The organism is Yinghuangia sp. YIM S09857, assembly GCF_051388915.1.
Taxonomy (GTDB): domain Bacteria; phylum Actinomycetota; class Actinomycetes; order Streptomycetales; family Streptomycetaceae; genus Yinghuangia.
The window spans coordinates 151,009-165,639 of sequence record NZ_JBPKBH010000013.1 but is presented as its reverse complement, the minus strand read 5'-3'; the positions used below and the strand labels follow the sequence as shown (position 1 = coordinate 165,639).

General features: G+C 67.0%; 13 protein-coding genes. 4 read left to right on the top strand and 9 right to left on the bottom strand.

Features of this window, described 5'->3' with window-relative positions:
• Nucleotides 1–30 precede the first annotated feature (30 nt).
• From ACRX5S_RS26105 to ACRX5S_RS26090, 4 genes are all read right to left on the bottom strand, one after another.
• Nucleotides 31–1,659, bottom strand: a complete 1,629-nt coding sequence (locus ACRX5S_RS26105; protein WP_436775527.1) for a hypothetical protein — start codon at nt 1,657–1,659, stop codon at nt 31–33.
• A gap of 29 nt (nt 1,660–1,688) precedes the next feature.
• A complete protein-coding gene (locus tag ACRX5S_RS26100; protein ID WP_436775526.1) occupies nt 1,689–3,299 on the bottom strand; it encodes a hypothetical protein in 1,611 nt (536 codons plus the stop codon).
• A gap of 169 nt (nt 3,300–3,468) precedes the next feature.
• Nucleotides 3,469–5,118, bottom strand: a complete 1,650-nt coding sequence (locus ACRX5S_RS26095) for a hypothetical protein (protein WP_436775525.1) — start codon at nt 5,116–5,118, stop codon at nt 3,469–3,471.
• Nucleotides 5,119–5,716: 598 nt separating this feature from the next.
• The gene (locus ACRX5S_RS26090) at nt 5,717–7,288 is read right to left on the bottom strand and encodes a WxL domain-containing protein (protein WP_436775524.1); all 1,572 of its coding nucleotides are present in this window, start codon (nt 7,286–7,288) and stop codon (nt 5,717–5,719) included.
• Nucleotides 7,289–7,861: 573 nt separating this feature from the next.
• Between ACRX5S_RS26090 and ACRX5S_RS26085 the strand changes: the two genes are divergently transcribed.
• Nucleotides 7,862–8,317, top strand: coding sequence for a hypothetical protein (locus ACRX5S_RS26085; protein WP_436775523.1), 456 nt, complete (start codon nt 7,862–7,864; stop codon nt 8,315–8,317).
• A 1,019-nt stretch (nt 8,318–9,336) separates the two neighbouring features.
• On the opposite strand, the gene ACRX5S_RS26080 is transcribed toward ACRX5S_RS26085, so the two are convergent.
• From ACRX5S_RS26080 to ACRX5S_RS26065, 4 genes are all read right to left on the bottom strand, one after another.
• Nucleotides 9,337–9,807, bottom strand: a complete 471-nt coding sequence (locus ACRX5S_RS26080; protein ID WP_436775522.1) for a MarR family winged helix-turn-helix transcriptional regulator — start codon at nt 9,805–9,807, stop codon at nt 9,337–9,339.
• A 64-nt stretch (nt 9,808–9,871) separates the two neighbouring features.
• Nucleotides 9,872–10,264 carry a cupin domain-containing protein gene (locus tag ACRX5S_RS26075; protein WP_436775521.1) on the bottom strand — a complete coding sequence of 131 codons (393 nt, stop codon included), beginning with the start codon at nt 10,262–10,264 and terminating at the stop codon, nt 9,872–9,874.
• Nucleotides 10,265–10,347: 83 nt separating this feature from the next.
• Nucleotides 10,348–10,596 (bottom strand): SCO4226 family nickel-binding protein, encoded by a 249-nt coding sequence (locus ACRX5S_RS26070; RefSeq protein ID WP_436775520.1) that lies wholly within the window; start codon nt 10,594–10,596, stop codon nt 10,348–10,350.
• A gap of 87 nt (nt 10,597–10,683) precedes the next feature.
• A complete protein-coding gene (locus ACRX5S_RS26065) occupies nt 10,684–11,223 on the bottom strand; it encodes a winged helix-turn-helix transcriptional regulator (protein ID WP_436775519.1) in 540 nt (179 codons plus the stop codon).
• 90 nt (nt 11,224–11,313) lie between these two features.
• Here ACRX5S_RS26065 and ACRX5S_RS26060 point away from each other — a divergent pair, with 90 nt between their 5' ends.
• Together ACRX5S_RS26060 and ACRX5S_RS26055 are read left to right on the top strand one after the other, a co-directional pair.
• Nucleotides 11,314–11,826 carry an SRPBCC family protein gene (locus tag ACRX5S_RS26060; RefSeq protein ID WP_436775518.1) on the top strand — a complete coding sequence of 171 codons (513 nt, stop codon included), beginning with the start codon at nt 11,314–11,316 and terminating at the stop codon, nt 11,824–11,826.
• Between the two features lie 2 nt (nt 11,827–11,828).
• The gene (locus tag ACRX5S_RS26055; RefSeq protein WP_436775616.1) at nt 11,829–12,872 is read left to right on the top strand and encodes an LLM class flavin-dependent oxidoreductase; all 1,044 of its coding nucleotides are present in this window, start codon (nt 11,829–11,831) and stop codon (nt 12,870–12,872) included.
• Between the two features lie 48 nt (nt 12,873–12,920).
• Here ACRX5S_RS26055 and ACRX5S_RS26050 read toward each other — a convergent pair whose 3' ends face one another.
• Nucleotides 12,921–13,511, bottom strand: a complete 591-nt coding sequence (locus tag ACRX5S_RS26050) for a TetR/AcrR family transcriptional regulator (protein WP_436775517.1) — start codon at nt 13,509–13,511, stop codon at nt 12,921–12,923.
• A 104-nt stretch (nt 13,512–13,615) separates the two neighbouring features.
• On the opposite strand from ACRX5S_RS26050, the gene ACRX5S_RS26045 reads away from it, so the two are divergent.
• Entirely contained in the window at nt 13,616–14,629 is a 1,014-nt protein-coding gene (locus ACRX5S_RS26045; RefSeq protein WP_436775516.1) for a saccharopine dehydrogenase, read from the top strand.
• Nucleotides 14,630–14,631 lie beyond the last annotated feature (2 nt).

Genomic DNA, 14,631 nt, shown 5'->3' with positions numbered 1-14,631 from the left:
CCCCCCCCCCCCCCACAACCGCCGCCGGCATCAGATGAGGGTCAGCGTGAGCGTCCCCGTGTACGTCCCAGCAGCGGCGAACTGCGGGGTGGTGAGCGTCATTTGAGCGTCCGCGGTGAACTCTCCACCGGTGGTCGTGTTGGCCGGAGCCTGGCTGCACAGCGCGGCCGGGCTCGAACCCAGCGCGCTGGGCGTACCGTTCGCGACCTCGCTCAGGCTGCCCTGTGTCGCGGCGCACGACGGCGTCCACGCCACATTGCCCGCCGGGATCTTGTCCGTGCCGTTCGCCGCGACCAGGTCGGTCATGGTGCCGGTGAGCGACCAGCCCAGCATGCCGCCGCGAGCGTCCAGAACCGTCACCTGGTTCAGGTTCGCCTGGAGCGTCTGAACCTCACCGTTCAGCGTCGCCGAGCCGAAGTTGATGCCGTCACCGGCCTGCGAGAACGACAGGTCACCCGGAGCGAGGGTCACATCGACGTGCTGCCCCATGGGGAGCGGGCCCGTGGTCACCGTGAACGGGATGATCACGCGCTTGGTGGAGGAGATTCCCTCACGAGCGCGGATTTGCGTAACCGTCCCATTGCCGATCGGGTAGTCGAGCGTGAAGTTCCCGTCGGGGCTGGTCCTCGCGGTCAGGACATTGTCGGTAATGGACCCGCTCGCGTCCAGGCCGGCGACGTTCACATTGACGTTCGGCGTCCAGTTCGTGCCGGTCAGCTTGACCGTCGTCCCGACAGGTCCGGAGGACGGCTCGGCCACGAGAGTCCGCTCCCCCGGAACGAACGCCTTGACCGTCAGGGTGTCCCGCGCCTCCTTGGCACCGTCGGTCACCCGGACGACCCACTGCCCGTCCGCGATACCGGTGGCGGCGAGCGTCGCATTGCCGCTCAGCTTGCCCTCGTTGTCGATGACCAGCGTGTTCGACGAGAACCTCGTCAACTGACAGTCCTTCCCGTCCGCCTGGCACAACGACACCTGCGGCGTGGCGTTCGGGGTGAACTTGCTGCCTGCCAGGGCGATTTGGGCCCCCGGACGGACCTCACCCCCGGGTGCTTCGACCTCCGGGAGGTCGACCTGTCCGGGCTCAACGGTGATGGTCGCACCGATCGGGGCAGGCGGGCTCACGGGCAGGCAGCGGGTCTCGGAGTCGAGACCGAACGCCATGGTCCACGTCGAATACTGCTTCGGCGTGAAGTCGACGGTACCCGCGCCGGTGAGGGTGACAGACCCCTTCATGTCCGTGATGATCAGCGGGTCCCCGAGCTTGGTGGCGGCATTCTTGCGTTCACCTTGGACGTCCAGCTCGGTCGTCTGGGCGCCGGACAACGTGAGCTGACCCTTCGGCAGGGTCGAGTCCGCGGCGATCTCCGTCACCACAGGTGTGTTCAGCGGAACGTTGCTGTAAGCCAGCCACTTCCAGTGCACCGTGACCGTCTCGCCCACCGCATACGTGGGCTTCGCCGGCTCGACCGAGATCTCGATCTTCGTCAGCGACGGGTCGATCGGCAACTGCGGCAGCGTCTGGTTGACGCATTGGGACATGTACTCGATCGGGGCGGCTTCGGCAGCCGGAGCCGCCAACACCACCAGACCCACGACGGTCAGCGCGCCCGTGGCCGTCGCGGCCAATGACCGCCGGGGCATCAATCTTCGCAACACTGGGATACGTCTCCTTCGCATGTGCCACTTCACACGAGCGTGAGGGTGAGCGTTCCGGTGTACGCGCCGGCGGCGGCGAACTCCGGGGTCGTGAGCGCCATTTGCGCATCGGCCGTGAACTTGCCGCCAGTGGTGTGGCCGTCCGCGGTGACGGCACACAGCATGCTCGCGGCCGAACCGAGCGGACCGGCCGTACCGTTCGCGATCTCGTTCAGACTGCCCGGTGTGGCGGCGCATGACGGCGTCCACGAGATGTTCTCCGCCGGGATCCTCTCGGTACCGTTCGCCGCCGCCAGGTCGGTCATCGTGCCGGTCAGCGACCAGCCGAGGTTGCCGCCGCGGGCGTCGACCACGGTGACCTGGCTGAGTGAGCCGTTCAGGGTCTGCGCCTCGCCGTTGAGCGTCGCGGTGCCGAAGTCGATGCCGTTGCCCGCCTGGGCCATCGACAACGAACCGGGCGCCAGACTGACCTGGACCTCCTGCGTGCCTTGGGCAGCCGCGACGGAGAAGGGCAGCACGTACTTCGGGGCACCGGGTGCGTTGAGGAGTGTGGCGCGGACCCCCGCGGTGTTCGGCGTGCTGACCGTGTACGGCGCGGCAACAAGCCTGCCGTCACCGGTGGTTGTGAAGTTCTTGGAACCCGACTCCAAGCCGCCCTGGGCATTGACGCCATTGAGCCGGATCGGGCTGTTGGGTGGGAGGTTGGATCCGCTGACCTGCACCACGGTGCCGACCGGACCGGACGCGGGGGCCAGGGCATCCCAGATCGGGTCCCCGCTCGGCACGAACGTGCTGACGTGCAGCGGCGCGGTGGCGGACTTCGCCCCGTCGGCCACCTGTACCAGGTAGTCGCCGTCGGGCACGGCGGCGGCCAGTTTCGCGGTGCCGGACAGGTTGCCCGCACCGTCGATCGCCAGGTTCGTCGACGAGAACAGCCGTTCGTTGCAGCCGGTTCCGTCGGTCAGGCACAGCGCGGCGACGGGAGTCGCGTTCGGTACGAACTTGGCTCCGGTCAGGGTGGCTTCCGTTCCGGTGTAGGCGTTCGGCGAACCGACCCCGAGCGTCGGCTGCTCGCCTCCGCCGTCCTCCACCGTCAACCGGGCGACAGCCTGGTCGCCGCCGGACACGACCGCGCACACCGTCTGGAACGTGGATCCGAACAGCTTGGTGTGGCTGACCATTTGCACGACGGTGAACTGCACCTGCCCCGCGGCGCCGGCGGGGACAGTGAACTTGCCTTCGTAGGGCGGAATCGGCGGCGATTCGCCCGTCATGACGTCGAGCAGCATCTCGGGTCCCGACACGGTGACCGTGCCGGTGGCACCGCCGCGCATCGCGAGATCGATGGTGGGAGTCGTCGGGACGTCGTCCAGCGTGACCGTGCTCTTGGCCGGCCCGGGACCGAGCGTCACCTTGGCCGTGACCTGCTCGCCCGGTGCGGCCGTCGCGGGCGTCAGCTCGACGGTGACGTCCTGCGGTCCCTCGCTCTCCCCCTGGCCCGCGGGCAGAGTGCAATGGACGGTCGGAGTGACCGTGTCCGCCCCCGCCGACGGGGCGAGAGCTGTGGCGAGACCGGCCACGAGCAGCGTGCAGGCCGTTGCGGCGGAGACTGTCCGCCGACGGGTTGTTCTTTGCGACACCAGAACCTCTCCCCTTCGATCCACCCGGGAAGCGGCGTGGATACGGCGCGGACCGCCCCGGAGCAGCCGGAAATGACGTGCGGCACGCCCGAGTTGCCGGGCGTGCCGCACAGATTGCGCATGGTCGTTCTGGAGCAGCCGTGCTCAACACACGGTCATCGCACGGTGGTTACGGGGTGTAGGTGAACGGTGCCGAGGCCTTCTTGCTGGAGTTGAAGGTCTCCTCCGCGACGATCCGGACGGTGGCCGGGTCGTTCAGGTACATCCAGGTGATCCAGTTGCCCGCGCCGTCGGCGGCGGCGTAGTTGTAGTCACCGGTCTTCTGTCCGGCCGCGTTCACGCCGTACAGCTTGATCCACGCCCAGTCCGCGAAGTCATCGCCCGTGATCCAGGTCTTCGTGCCCAGCGGGCCGGAGCTGGGGGACAGCGAGATCGAGTGCTTCTGGACGGTCAGCGGGACGGTCGCCGATGCGGTGCCCGCAGTCACCTTCACCGAGTAATTGCCGTACGCGACACTCGAACCCACCTTCACGGTGCCGCTCAGGGTGCCGTCGGCGGCGATCGCGAGCGTCGAGTTCGTCAGCGAACCGGCGTTGCAGTTGTTGCCGGCGGTGTCGCACAGTGCGGCCGTGGGAGCGGAACCTCCAGGCCAGTTCACCCCGGAGAGCGCGAGGGTCCCGTTGCGGTGCGAGACCGGCTCGTTCACCGCGAGGGTGGGCGGCTCGTTCGCGACGGTGAACGGGAGGAGGTAGCGCGGGGTGCCGGACACAGCGACCAGGGTCACGCGTATGGCCGCAGTGTTGGCCGTGCTGATCGTGTAGTTCGACGGAGCGAGGGTGCCACTTCCGTTCGACCGGTAGTTCGCCGAGCCCGACTCCAGCGTGTCCGTTGCGCTCACGCCGTTGAGTCGGACGAGCGTATTCGGCGGCAGGTTGCTCCCGCTGACCTGGACCACGGTACCGACCGGGCCGCTGGTGCGGTTCAGCGACAGCACAGGGTTGCCGACCGGGACAAAGGTCTCCACGACGACCGTGGTCTGACCGATCTGGCCGCCCGCCGCGACCTGGAGCTTGTAGGTGCCGTCAGGGATGCCGCCGGCTGCCAGAGTCGCGGTTCCCGACAGGACGCCATTGGCATCCACAGCGAGGGTGTTGGCAGTGAACAACGACGTGTTGCAGTTGCCGCCGGCCGAGTCGCAGAGTGACGGCGTCGGGGTGGCGGCGTTCGCCGGGAAGCCACTGCCGCTCAGAGCAACGGCGTTGCCCGGACGCAGCACGCCTGAAGGCGCAACGACCGTCGGCTGCCCGGAGCCCGGTCCCTGTGCCGTGACCGTGGCGATGACGCCGCTGTTGGCGGTCACATCGCAGTTGGTGGTGAAGTTCGACCCGAACACCTGGGTGATGGTTGTCGTCCCCGTGGGCGTGAACGAGATGACACCGTTCGCGTTCGACGGGATGACGAAGTCGCCCTCGAATGTCGGGAGTTGCACCGGCTGGCCGGAGACGACGTCGATGTTGGTGGTGGCTCCGGTGACGGTGACGCTGCCGGTGGCGCCCCCGCTCATGGCCAGATTGATCTTCGGCGTCGTCGGGACGTCGTTCAGCGTTTGGGTGCTGTTCGTCGGTCCCGGGCCGAGGGTGACGACAGCATGGACGGTACTGCCGGGGGTGGTCGCGATCGGCGACAGTTCGACCGTCATGGTTTGCGGCCCCGTGCCCTCGCCCTGCCCAGCCGGCAGGACGCAGTGCACCGTGGGCGTGACGGTCCCCGCGTGGGCGGATGGTGCCAGCAGCGTCAATCCGGCGCCGGCGAAGAGCATCGCGGCACCTGACAGCAGAGCGCCTGCGGATCGTGCCCGCAGAGTTCTTTTCGGAGACACCGGACTCCTTAGGGTCGAGTCGAACTCGGAAATCGGAGGGTGCTGCCGCAGATTCCCGCAGACGCGCGAGAAAGTCAACATTATGTCGACACAGAAACGTGTCGAATCAACAGATCGACCCCGTCCTGGCGTTCTTCTCATCTCCTGAACGAAAGCGACATGCGGAGACCGCGGAAGCCATGGAGATTCGATTCGACTTCCGCAAATTCACTGCCCGCGAGACCTCCAAACACATCGTTTCAGCAGGTCAGAGGCCTACAGTGATGATCTCAAGAGCGCATATGAAAGCCATTTGGCCCAGCTACTGAAAGCCAGCAACAGCACTCAGTCAGCCGACGCAACCGAGCCGAGACAATCAGCAGTTGATTCAATTTACGAGACATTCGCCAAGCTGATGGGCGCCCACCAAATACTGCACTCGGAAACTCCATTGGCGCCGCAGGGTTTTCCCGTCGGTGCCACTTGCGGGAAAACCCTGCGGTGCTACTTACTGCGCTTTTCCTCATCTGGTCCAGAATGCCCCGCGGGGCATCCGGAGTCAGACCAGGGTCAGGGTGAGAGTTCCGGTGTACGTGCCGGCGGCAGCGAACTCCGGGGTGGTGAGCTTCATCGCGGCGTCAGCCGTGAACGAACCACCGGTGGTCTTGCTGTCCGCTGCCTGGGTGCACAGGGTGGACGGGGCGGATCCCAGTGCACCCGGCGTACCGCTGGTTACGGTGCTGATGCTGCCCGGGCTCGCGGCGCACGACGGCGTCCACGAGATGTTCCCGGCCGGGATCTTGTCGGTGCCGTTGCCCGCGACCAGATCGGTCATCGTGCCCGTCAGCGACCAACCGAGGTTGCCACCACGGGCGTCGACGACGGTCACCTGGTTGAGCGAGCCGTTCAGCGTCTGCGCCTGACCGTTGAGCGTGGCCGAGCCGAAGTCGATGGCGTTGCCCGCCTGGGACATCGACAGCGGACCGGGCGCGAAGGTGACGTTGACGCCCTGCGAGTCCTGGCCGGCCGCGACGGAGAACGGCAGGAGGTACCGCGGCGAGCCCGGGGTGGCGATCAGCGTGGCCCGGATGTTGGTCGTGTTTGCCGTGCTGATGGTGTACGGCGAGGGAAGGAGCTTGCCGTCACCGGTGGTGGTGTAGTTCTTCGAGCCCGACTCGAGGCCGTCCGAAGCGTTCACACCGTTGAGCCTCACCGCGGTGTTGGGCGGCAGGTTGGACCCGCTGACCTGGACCACGGTTCCGACCGGGCCGGAAGCGGGGGACAGTGCATCCCAGACCGGGTCTCCCGACGGGACGAACTTGCTCACGTGCAGCGGCGCGGTCGCGGACTTGGCGCCATCAGCGACCTGCACAAGGTAGTCGCCGTCGGGAACGTTGGTCGCCAGCTTCGCCTTGCCCGAGAGATTGCCGGAACCGTCTATCGCCAGGTTGGTCGACGAGAAGAACAGTGCGTTGCAGCCGGTTCCGTCAGCCTGGCACAGCTGGGCGGACGGAGTGGCGTTCGGCGCGTACTTGGTTCCTGTCAGCGTGATCTCGGTTCCGGTGTAGGCCGACGGCGAACCGACGTTCAGCGTCGGCTGGTCGCCGGTGCCGCCACCGACCGTCAACTCGGCGACGGTCTGGTCTCCACCGGCCACGACGTTGCACACCGTCTGGAATGTGGAGCCGAACAGCTTCGTGTAGCTGATCATCTTGCTGACGGTGAACTCGACCTTGCCATCGGCACTTGCCGGGACGGTGAACTTGCCCTCGTACGGCGGGATCGGCGGGGACTCCCCCGTGACGACGTCCAAGGGAACCTCGGCGCCCGTCACTGTGACGGTGCCGGACGCTCCGCCACGCATGGCGAGGTCGATGGTCGGTGTGGTGAGCACATCGTCCAGGGTGACGGTGCTCTTGGCCGGCCCCGGACCGAGCGTCACCTTCGCGGTGACCTGGTCTCCGGGGGCGGCGGTCGCCGGGGTCAGCTCGACAGTGATGTCCTGCGGACCTTCACTCTCGCCCTGGCCCGCAGGCAGAGTGCAGTGCACGGTCGCGGTGACAGTGCCGGCCTGGGCAGCCGGGGCGAGCGCCACCAGACCAAGGCCTGCCAGTGCGAGGCTGCCGGCCACGGTCGATGCGGCAACCCGGCGATGGGTCAGTCTTCGCAACAACGGATCGCGTCTCCTTCGTGAGTGGGTCTGCGGCACACGGACATCTGCCGCTCGAACGGTGATACGTCGTGCCTGGTGCGCCTTGCGTCTCGCGGCCGTCCTACCGGTCGCCGGGTGGCGGGCAGATATCCCGCAGCATCGCGCAATTTCGCAGCGGGAGGCCACGAAGTCAATAGCCTAAATCCGGCTGATTAACCGGACACGTGTCACCAAGATCGAAATTCATAAACCCTCCCCCCGAGCCGCTTCGATGTCGATCAAAAGGCAACTGGAGAGTCGACAAAATACTTTGACCATCCTATTGACAGTCATCCGGAAGCTGGGCTTACTGGATAGCGTGACGAGTTCGGGTGGATGGCTCCGGAGCCCTGCTCCACCCGAACTACGAACCGCCCTCCTCGGGCCTCGGATGCATCCCGGGTTATCCGCCGCAATGGGCGTAGATCGACACCGTACGGCGACATTGCCTACGCATCGTCGCCGGCCGGTCACCCAACCTTTCGGAAAGCACGCGAACAGGAGATTCTTTCGATGATCCGCAATCGCACTTTCTCGGCAATCGGCGCCGCCGCAGGCGCCGTCGTGCTCGGCTTGGCAATGGCACCGCCCGCGATGGCGAACACCCAGACCGTCAGTTTCAGCTGTGACGGCGGGTACGGCAACGGCAGCGCCACGCTGGAAACCTACGGCGCCGGCGGCGACTTCATGCTGACCACCACGGTGACGGCCCCGGCGGACGTCCCGTCCGGCCTGTCCGTTACCCTCACCACCTCGAACGGCTCCTACGTCGGCTCGACCATTGCCGTACTGGAGGACGAGGTCCTGCTGTTCGAGGACTTCAGCGGCTCGTCGAGCGTAACGTCCACGGACATCCGCGATGCCACCCCGGGTCCGGCGGACACGCTGGTCATCGACGTGCCGCCCGCGGCCGGGGTCCCGGACGTCACCTGCACTGTCACCTCGGACGCCACGCTCACCTGGCCCTGATCCACCACGGAGTCGTTTCCCGAACGACGTCGCAACACGTCTGCCGGAGAATCGGGCTCCGCGACCGCCCGAACTCCTGATCAATGAGAGATGGCACCCCACGCACGGCAGCGTGCCTCCCGTCCGGGGAAACCCGGCGGGGGGCACGCTCGCGGCATTTTCAGAGCATTCCACGAAAAGACCACACGGCCTTCTCATGAGCCGCGCCGACAGCGCCGTCGCGCGCAATGGCAGCCCGGCCTCGAAGGTGCCGCCGACATCGAACGAAGGCCCGTCCGACAGTCCGGGATTAATTATTGACAGGAATAGTTTCAAACTCCCTGCGAAACGGCCCGAATATCCAATGCGGCCGTACGGACGACCTGGTCTGCGACCGGCAGCCGACCAAATTGAGCGCCGGTCCGCGACGCGGCAGATCCGGTATACGCACCGCCCGCGCCCAACTGCGGTCATCCGCTGCTCCCCCGCCCCGGCGGCACCGATCCCCCAGCACATGGGTGCACCCCGACCGCCCCACTGCGGCGTCGTACTTCCCCACGCCCTGGCACTTCTGCCCACGATCGACAAACGTCGTGAGCATCGGAAATGTGCCTCTACTCGCGCGGCATGTCAAGCGCTGATGACCATCAATTTAGGTCGACACGTGTCACCATTCATGTCGATCGCCCCTCGCCCTGCAGAACGGCCGCCAAGAAACGATCATGAAATCCCAGAGGAGATGCGCCGACAATGGCCGGGTGAGGCGCCGCATGTCGTGCGACAGAAGATCAGGACGCTTTGGAGCAACCCTCCTGACCTGCACGTATGCTCTCATTCGGGCGTTCGGGACGTCTGCGCGCATACAAAAAGAATCTTGGTCAGTGTCCATTGACATGTGACACTGACCTTCGATCCAATAGATTGGATAGGCATTCTCCATGTAGCGACCAATATCCACTCCTGGCCACCCTATTGAACGCAGGATAATTGCGAGCAGTGCTGATCCGCAGCCTCGCGAGGATTGATTCGGCGTGCGACGCCTACACGCTCGGAGGGACGTCGAGCAGCACCCGCAGGTGATAGGAGAACTCGCGCGTCTCGGGACCGCTGAGTCCGCCGAGGGGGGCAACGAGGCGGTCCAGGAGTTCGTGGACGACGCTGATCGCCGCCTGGGTCTTCTCGCGACCCTGTCCGGTCAAGGCCAGGCGGATGGCGCGGGTGTCCTTGGCGTCGCGGGTGCGCTCGATCAGGCCGTCGGCTTCCAGGGTGCGGGCGAGCTTGGAGACGTACAGGGCCTCCAGGCCGGCGTGGTCGGCGAGCTCGCGCTGCGTCGGGCTCAGGCCCTCTCGTGCCATGCCGAACAGCGAGGCGAGCAGCGCGTATTGGGCGTGGGTGAGGCCCAGCGGGGCCAGGGTGCGGTCGACGGCGACGCGCCACTTCATGGAGAGCCGCCAGACCAGGAAGCCGGGAGTGGGGCTCAAGGGCTTGGGCGTAGGCTGGTCGTCCGTCATGCAAAATACTATACATGGCTACTAAATGGGGGGCAGGGAACACACAGTCCCCGCCGGCGCGATGTCAGAGCGCCAAATCGTGGCCTGTCGTGCTGTCGACGTGGTCGGGGATGTCGCCCTCGTGGCGGTCGCCAGTCGTTGCAGTGCCGGAAGGCTCGAACATGAGGATGGACCCGCCGGGCGAAGTCGGCTTGTGCTCGGTGCCCTTGGGGACGACAAAGGTGTCCCCCTTGGTCAGGACGACGGTTCGCTCGGTCCCGTCGGATTCGCGCAGCGCGATGTCGAAGCGGCCGTCAAGGACGAGGAAGAACTCGTCGGTGTCCTCGTGCACGTGCCAGACGTGGTCGCCGAGGGTGTGCGCGATGCGCACGTCGTAGTCGTTCATGCGCGCGACGATGCGCGGGCTGTAGACGTCGTCGAACGAGGCGAGGGCGGCGGTGAGGTTCACAGGCTCCATGACCCGATCCTCACCGATCGGCGCGCTCGCGGCACGGATTATTCGTACGCGCGGATCACGCCGCGCGGGTCACACCGCGCGCATCACACTTCGAGCGTGACCGGGTACACGTCGTCCGCCGGGTGGCCGGCCATCGCGTGGACGCGGCGTACGGCGTCCGCATCCGGCCCCTCGGCCAGACAGAACACCATCCCGGACTCCGGGTCGGCCCACGCGTGCTTGAACTCCACGTGCTCCATGTCCTGGAGCGCGAGGTCCTGCTGGTGGGCCGCCTTCAGATCGTCGGCGCTGATCCCCCGCATGTTGCGGTGCACGTCCATGAACACAGGCATGATCTTGCTCCTCACCGTCGGCAACGCGTCGGAGAAGTCGACCCTTCAAGTCAAGCACTCACGCACCGACAGATCCATATTTAACGGTCATTTCTGGTCATCCTGCCGCTCGTGGCGCGACTTCGCCGCCTGCCTGGCGAAGCGCTCCTGGACGTCCGGCCGCTTCGCCAACCTCGCCGGATACCCGGGGCCCATGCGCATCGATGTGTCCTCGAAGCGCAGCCGCTCCCCGCACGACGCACAGTGCGCGTCCGGCTCCGTGACGTTCCCGCAGGGGTCATGGTGCACAAGGACCGGCGGGCCCGACTCGTCCGTCGTCCAGCGGTCGCCCCAGCGCATCATGGCCACGAGCACCGGGAAGAAGTCCTCTCCTTTCTCAGTCAACACGTAGTCGTAGCGCACCGGTTCCGCCTGGTACGCACGCTTCTCCATCAGACCTTCGTCGACAAGCGTCTTCAGTCGATCCGACAGTGTGGTGCGGGCGATCCCCAGGCCCTGCTGGAACTCGTCGAACCTGCGGATGCCGTAGAACGCCTCGCGCAGCACGAGTGGCGTCCACCAGTCGCCCAGCAGATCCATGGTGCGGGCGACCGTGCACGGCCAGTTCGCGAATGACGTCCGTCTCATGTCCCCCACCCTACGGTCTTGACGAGTCAGTCCATCTAGACAACTCTGCTGGTCAGAAAGTTCCTCGCGGGTACGACAAAGGGAGTCCCAGTGGAGTGGACCGGCCAGCGCTACGCGGACCAGCCGACGGTGGCGGTCGAGACGTACATCGAGGCGTCCCCCGAACGCGTGTGGGAACTGGTCTCCGACATCCACCTGTTGCCCCGGCTGAGCAGCGAACTCCTGTCCGTGGAATGGCTCGACGGGGCCAACGGCCCCGCCGTGGGGAACGCTTTCGCGGGCGACAACCGGCACGACGCGTTCGGCGAGTGGCGGACCACGTCGTACATCACCGAATGCGAAGCGCCACGGCGCCTTACGTGGGCAGTCACAGATCCGGAAGTGCCCACCGCCACCTGGCGGTTCACACTGCGCCCGGACGGCACGGGAACCTTGCTGGAGCAATGGGCGCAGATGGGGCCCGGACGTTCGGGGGTGAGCATCGCCATCGAGCGGATGCCGGACAAGGAGCAGAAGATCGTGTTCGTTCGGCTGCGTGAGTTGGAGGCGGCCATCACGGTCAACCTCGCCGCGATCAAGGACTTGGCCGAGGATCGGACGTGACGATACGCACCGCGACGACCATCGAAGGCCCAGGTGGCGGCAATTGGCGGGATACCGCGGAATTCGCCGTTGAGGCCGAGAAGTTGGGCCTGGACGTGTGCTGGGTCGCGGAGGCGTGGGGCTCCGACGCCCCGTCCGTTCTGGGCTACCTCGCCGCCCGCACCGATCGCATGCTGCTGGGCTCCGGCGTCATCCAACTCGGCACCCGGACACCGGTGTCCGTCGCGCAGACGTCAATGGCTCTGGCGCACATGAGCGAGGGGCGCTTCCTGCTCGGCCTCGGACCATCCGGGCCGCAGGTCGTCGAGGGCCTCCACGGCGTGCCGTTCGCCCGGCCGCTGACACGCATGCGCGAGACGGTCGAGATCGTGCGGAGCGTGTGCGCGGGCGAGAAAGTCGCGTACCAGGGCGAGGCGTTCACGATCCCGCTACCGGGCGGTGAGGGTCGGCCGATGCGCGTGAGCATGCCGCCGATCGACGTGCCGGTCTACCTCGCGTCGATGTCCCCGAAGATGCTCGAACTCACGGGCCAGATCGCGGACGGCTGGCTCGGCACCAGCTTCGTCCCGGACGGCTCGCACGCGTACTTCACCCACCTCGACGCGGGCCTGGCGGCGAGCGGCCGTACGCGCGCCGACCTCGATGTGTGCCAGGGCGCGGAGGTGTACTTCGCCCGCGACGACGAGGAGTTGGCGACGTACGTCGACAGCCGCAAAAAGGAACTGGCCTTCTCGCTGGGCGGCATGGGCTCCGGCCGCACCAACTTCTACAACGACGCCTACAGCCGACAGGGCTGGGCCGACGTCGCAGCCGAGGTACGCCACCGCTGGCAGTCCGGCGACCGCAACGGCGCCGCGGCTTTGGTAACCAACGAAATGGTCCTCGCCACAACCCTCATCGGCACCGAGGACATGGTGCGCGAACGCCTGCGAGCGTGGCGCGCCTGCGGAGTCACGACCGTACGCATGTACCCGTCGGGAGCCACGCTGGAAGACCGCCTGCACACACTGGCCCGCGCGATCGAACTCGTGCGTGAGGTCGAATAGCCGCCGATCAACGCACGTACCACCGCCGAAGCGGTCGCGGTAGCGGTGCTATCTGTCGACCCCTGCTTTGAGGCTGCCCAGAATCAGACCTGACAGGGCTGTTACCACCTCATCCGCGGATGCCCGCCCGAGGTTCAGTTCGCCTGCGAGTGCCTCGGCGGCGCCCAGCGCTCCGGCACAGGACAGGCGGAGAGCGTCGGGCTTCAGGTGCGCGTACGGCCGCAGCGCGTCGGCCATCAGGCCCACGTAGTTGTCGGCCATCTCCTGCCGGCCCGCCTCCATTTCCGGATTGCCCTTCAGCGCCGCGGACACGGCGTTGAGCTCTGGCATGTCGGTGGCGCAGGCGAAGTACGCGGCGCTGATGACGCGGGCGACCTCCTCGGCGGCGGGCGCGGCGGCTTGCAGTGCCCGCGTCACCGCAGCCCGGTGGACCTCGTCCAGCCGCCGGTAGAGCGCGAGGAGCAGGCCGGACCGGGTGCCGAAGTGGTCGTACACGATCGGCCTGCTCACGCCCGCGGCCTCGGCGAGGGTCACCAGCGTGAGCCCGTCGGCGCCCTGGGTGCGCACGATCGCCGCGGCGGTGTCGAGCAATTGCTCCCGCCTGGCCGGCTTGGACAAGCGGGTCGATGTGCTCGCCATGGCTCTCCCTTGCCGTCGCTTCACAGCCTTGCTGTCGCCTCCCAGGCTATGCTACAAAGCGTAGGTTACAAAATGTAGGTTAGTGGCGACGAAGGAGACTCACCATGGGACAGCGCAACTCGGTTCTGATCCTCGGCGGTTCGGGGCAGGCAGGCGCGGGCACCGCTACCGCGCTGCGCCGATGGCACCCGGAACTGCCGCTGACGATCGCGGGCCGCGACCTCGGCCGCGCGCAGGGGGTCGCGGACGAACTCGGCGCGGCTACCGCCACAATCGTCGATTTGCGCCGCGGGGACCTCGGCCTTCCGGCCGACGGGGAATACTCGGCCGTTGTCGCCGCCCTGTGGGACGACCGCCTGAACGGACTGCGGTACGCGCAGGAACGCGGACTTCCCTACCTGAGCATCTCCAGCGGCCTGGTCGACATCGCACCGGAGATCGTCGCGAGCGCCCAACGCCCGGACAGCTCAACGGTCTTGGTGGCCAGCCATTTCTGCGCGGGAGTCGGAGTTCTGGCAACGCTGCACGCCACCAGGGAGTTCGAGCGGATCGATTCGATACGGATCGGTGCGGTCCTGGACGAGCTGGATGCCGGCGGCCCCGCAGGGTTGGCCGATCTGGAGCGATGGGCCACCGCCACCTCGGCCGGACTGGTGCGCCACGACGGCGTGTTCACCTGGATTGCCGAACCGGACGCACGGACGCAGGTGCGGAGCATCGACGGCATCCTCGTGCCCGGGCAGAGCATCGCCATCCTCGACGTGCCGAGCCTTGCCCTCGCGACGGGGGCGCCGAACGTCCGCTTCGACTTCTCTGTCGGCGAGTCCGCGGGTCGGCGACGCGGCGGTCCAGCCTCGATCGAGGTCCGGATCGACGTCGAAGGCACGGGCCCGGGCGGGGAGCCCCGTCGCCTGCACAGCTACCTCGTGCATCCGGAAGGGCAGCGACCGCTGACCGCCGTGGGGATCGCCCTCGGCGTCGAGCGGCTGCTCGGGCTGCGCGGCGAAAGCGTGCAGCCGGGCGTCCACACCCCCGAAGCGCTGATCGACGCGTCGTACGCCGCCTCGCGACTGGCCGAAATCGGTGCCGAGTTCGTCGACACGGCCGACGACGCATGAAC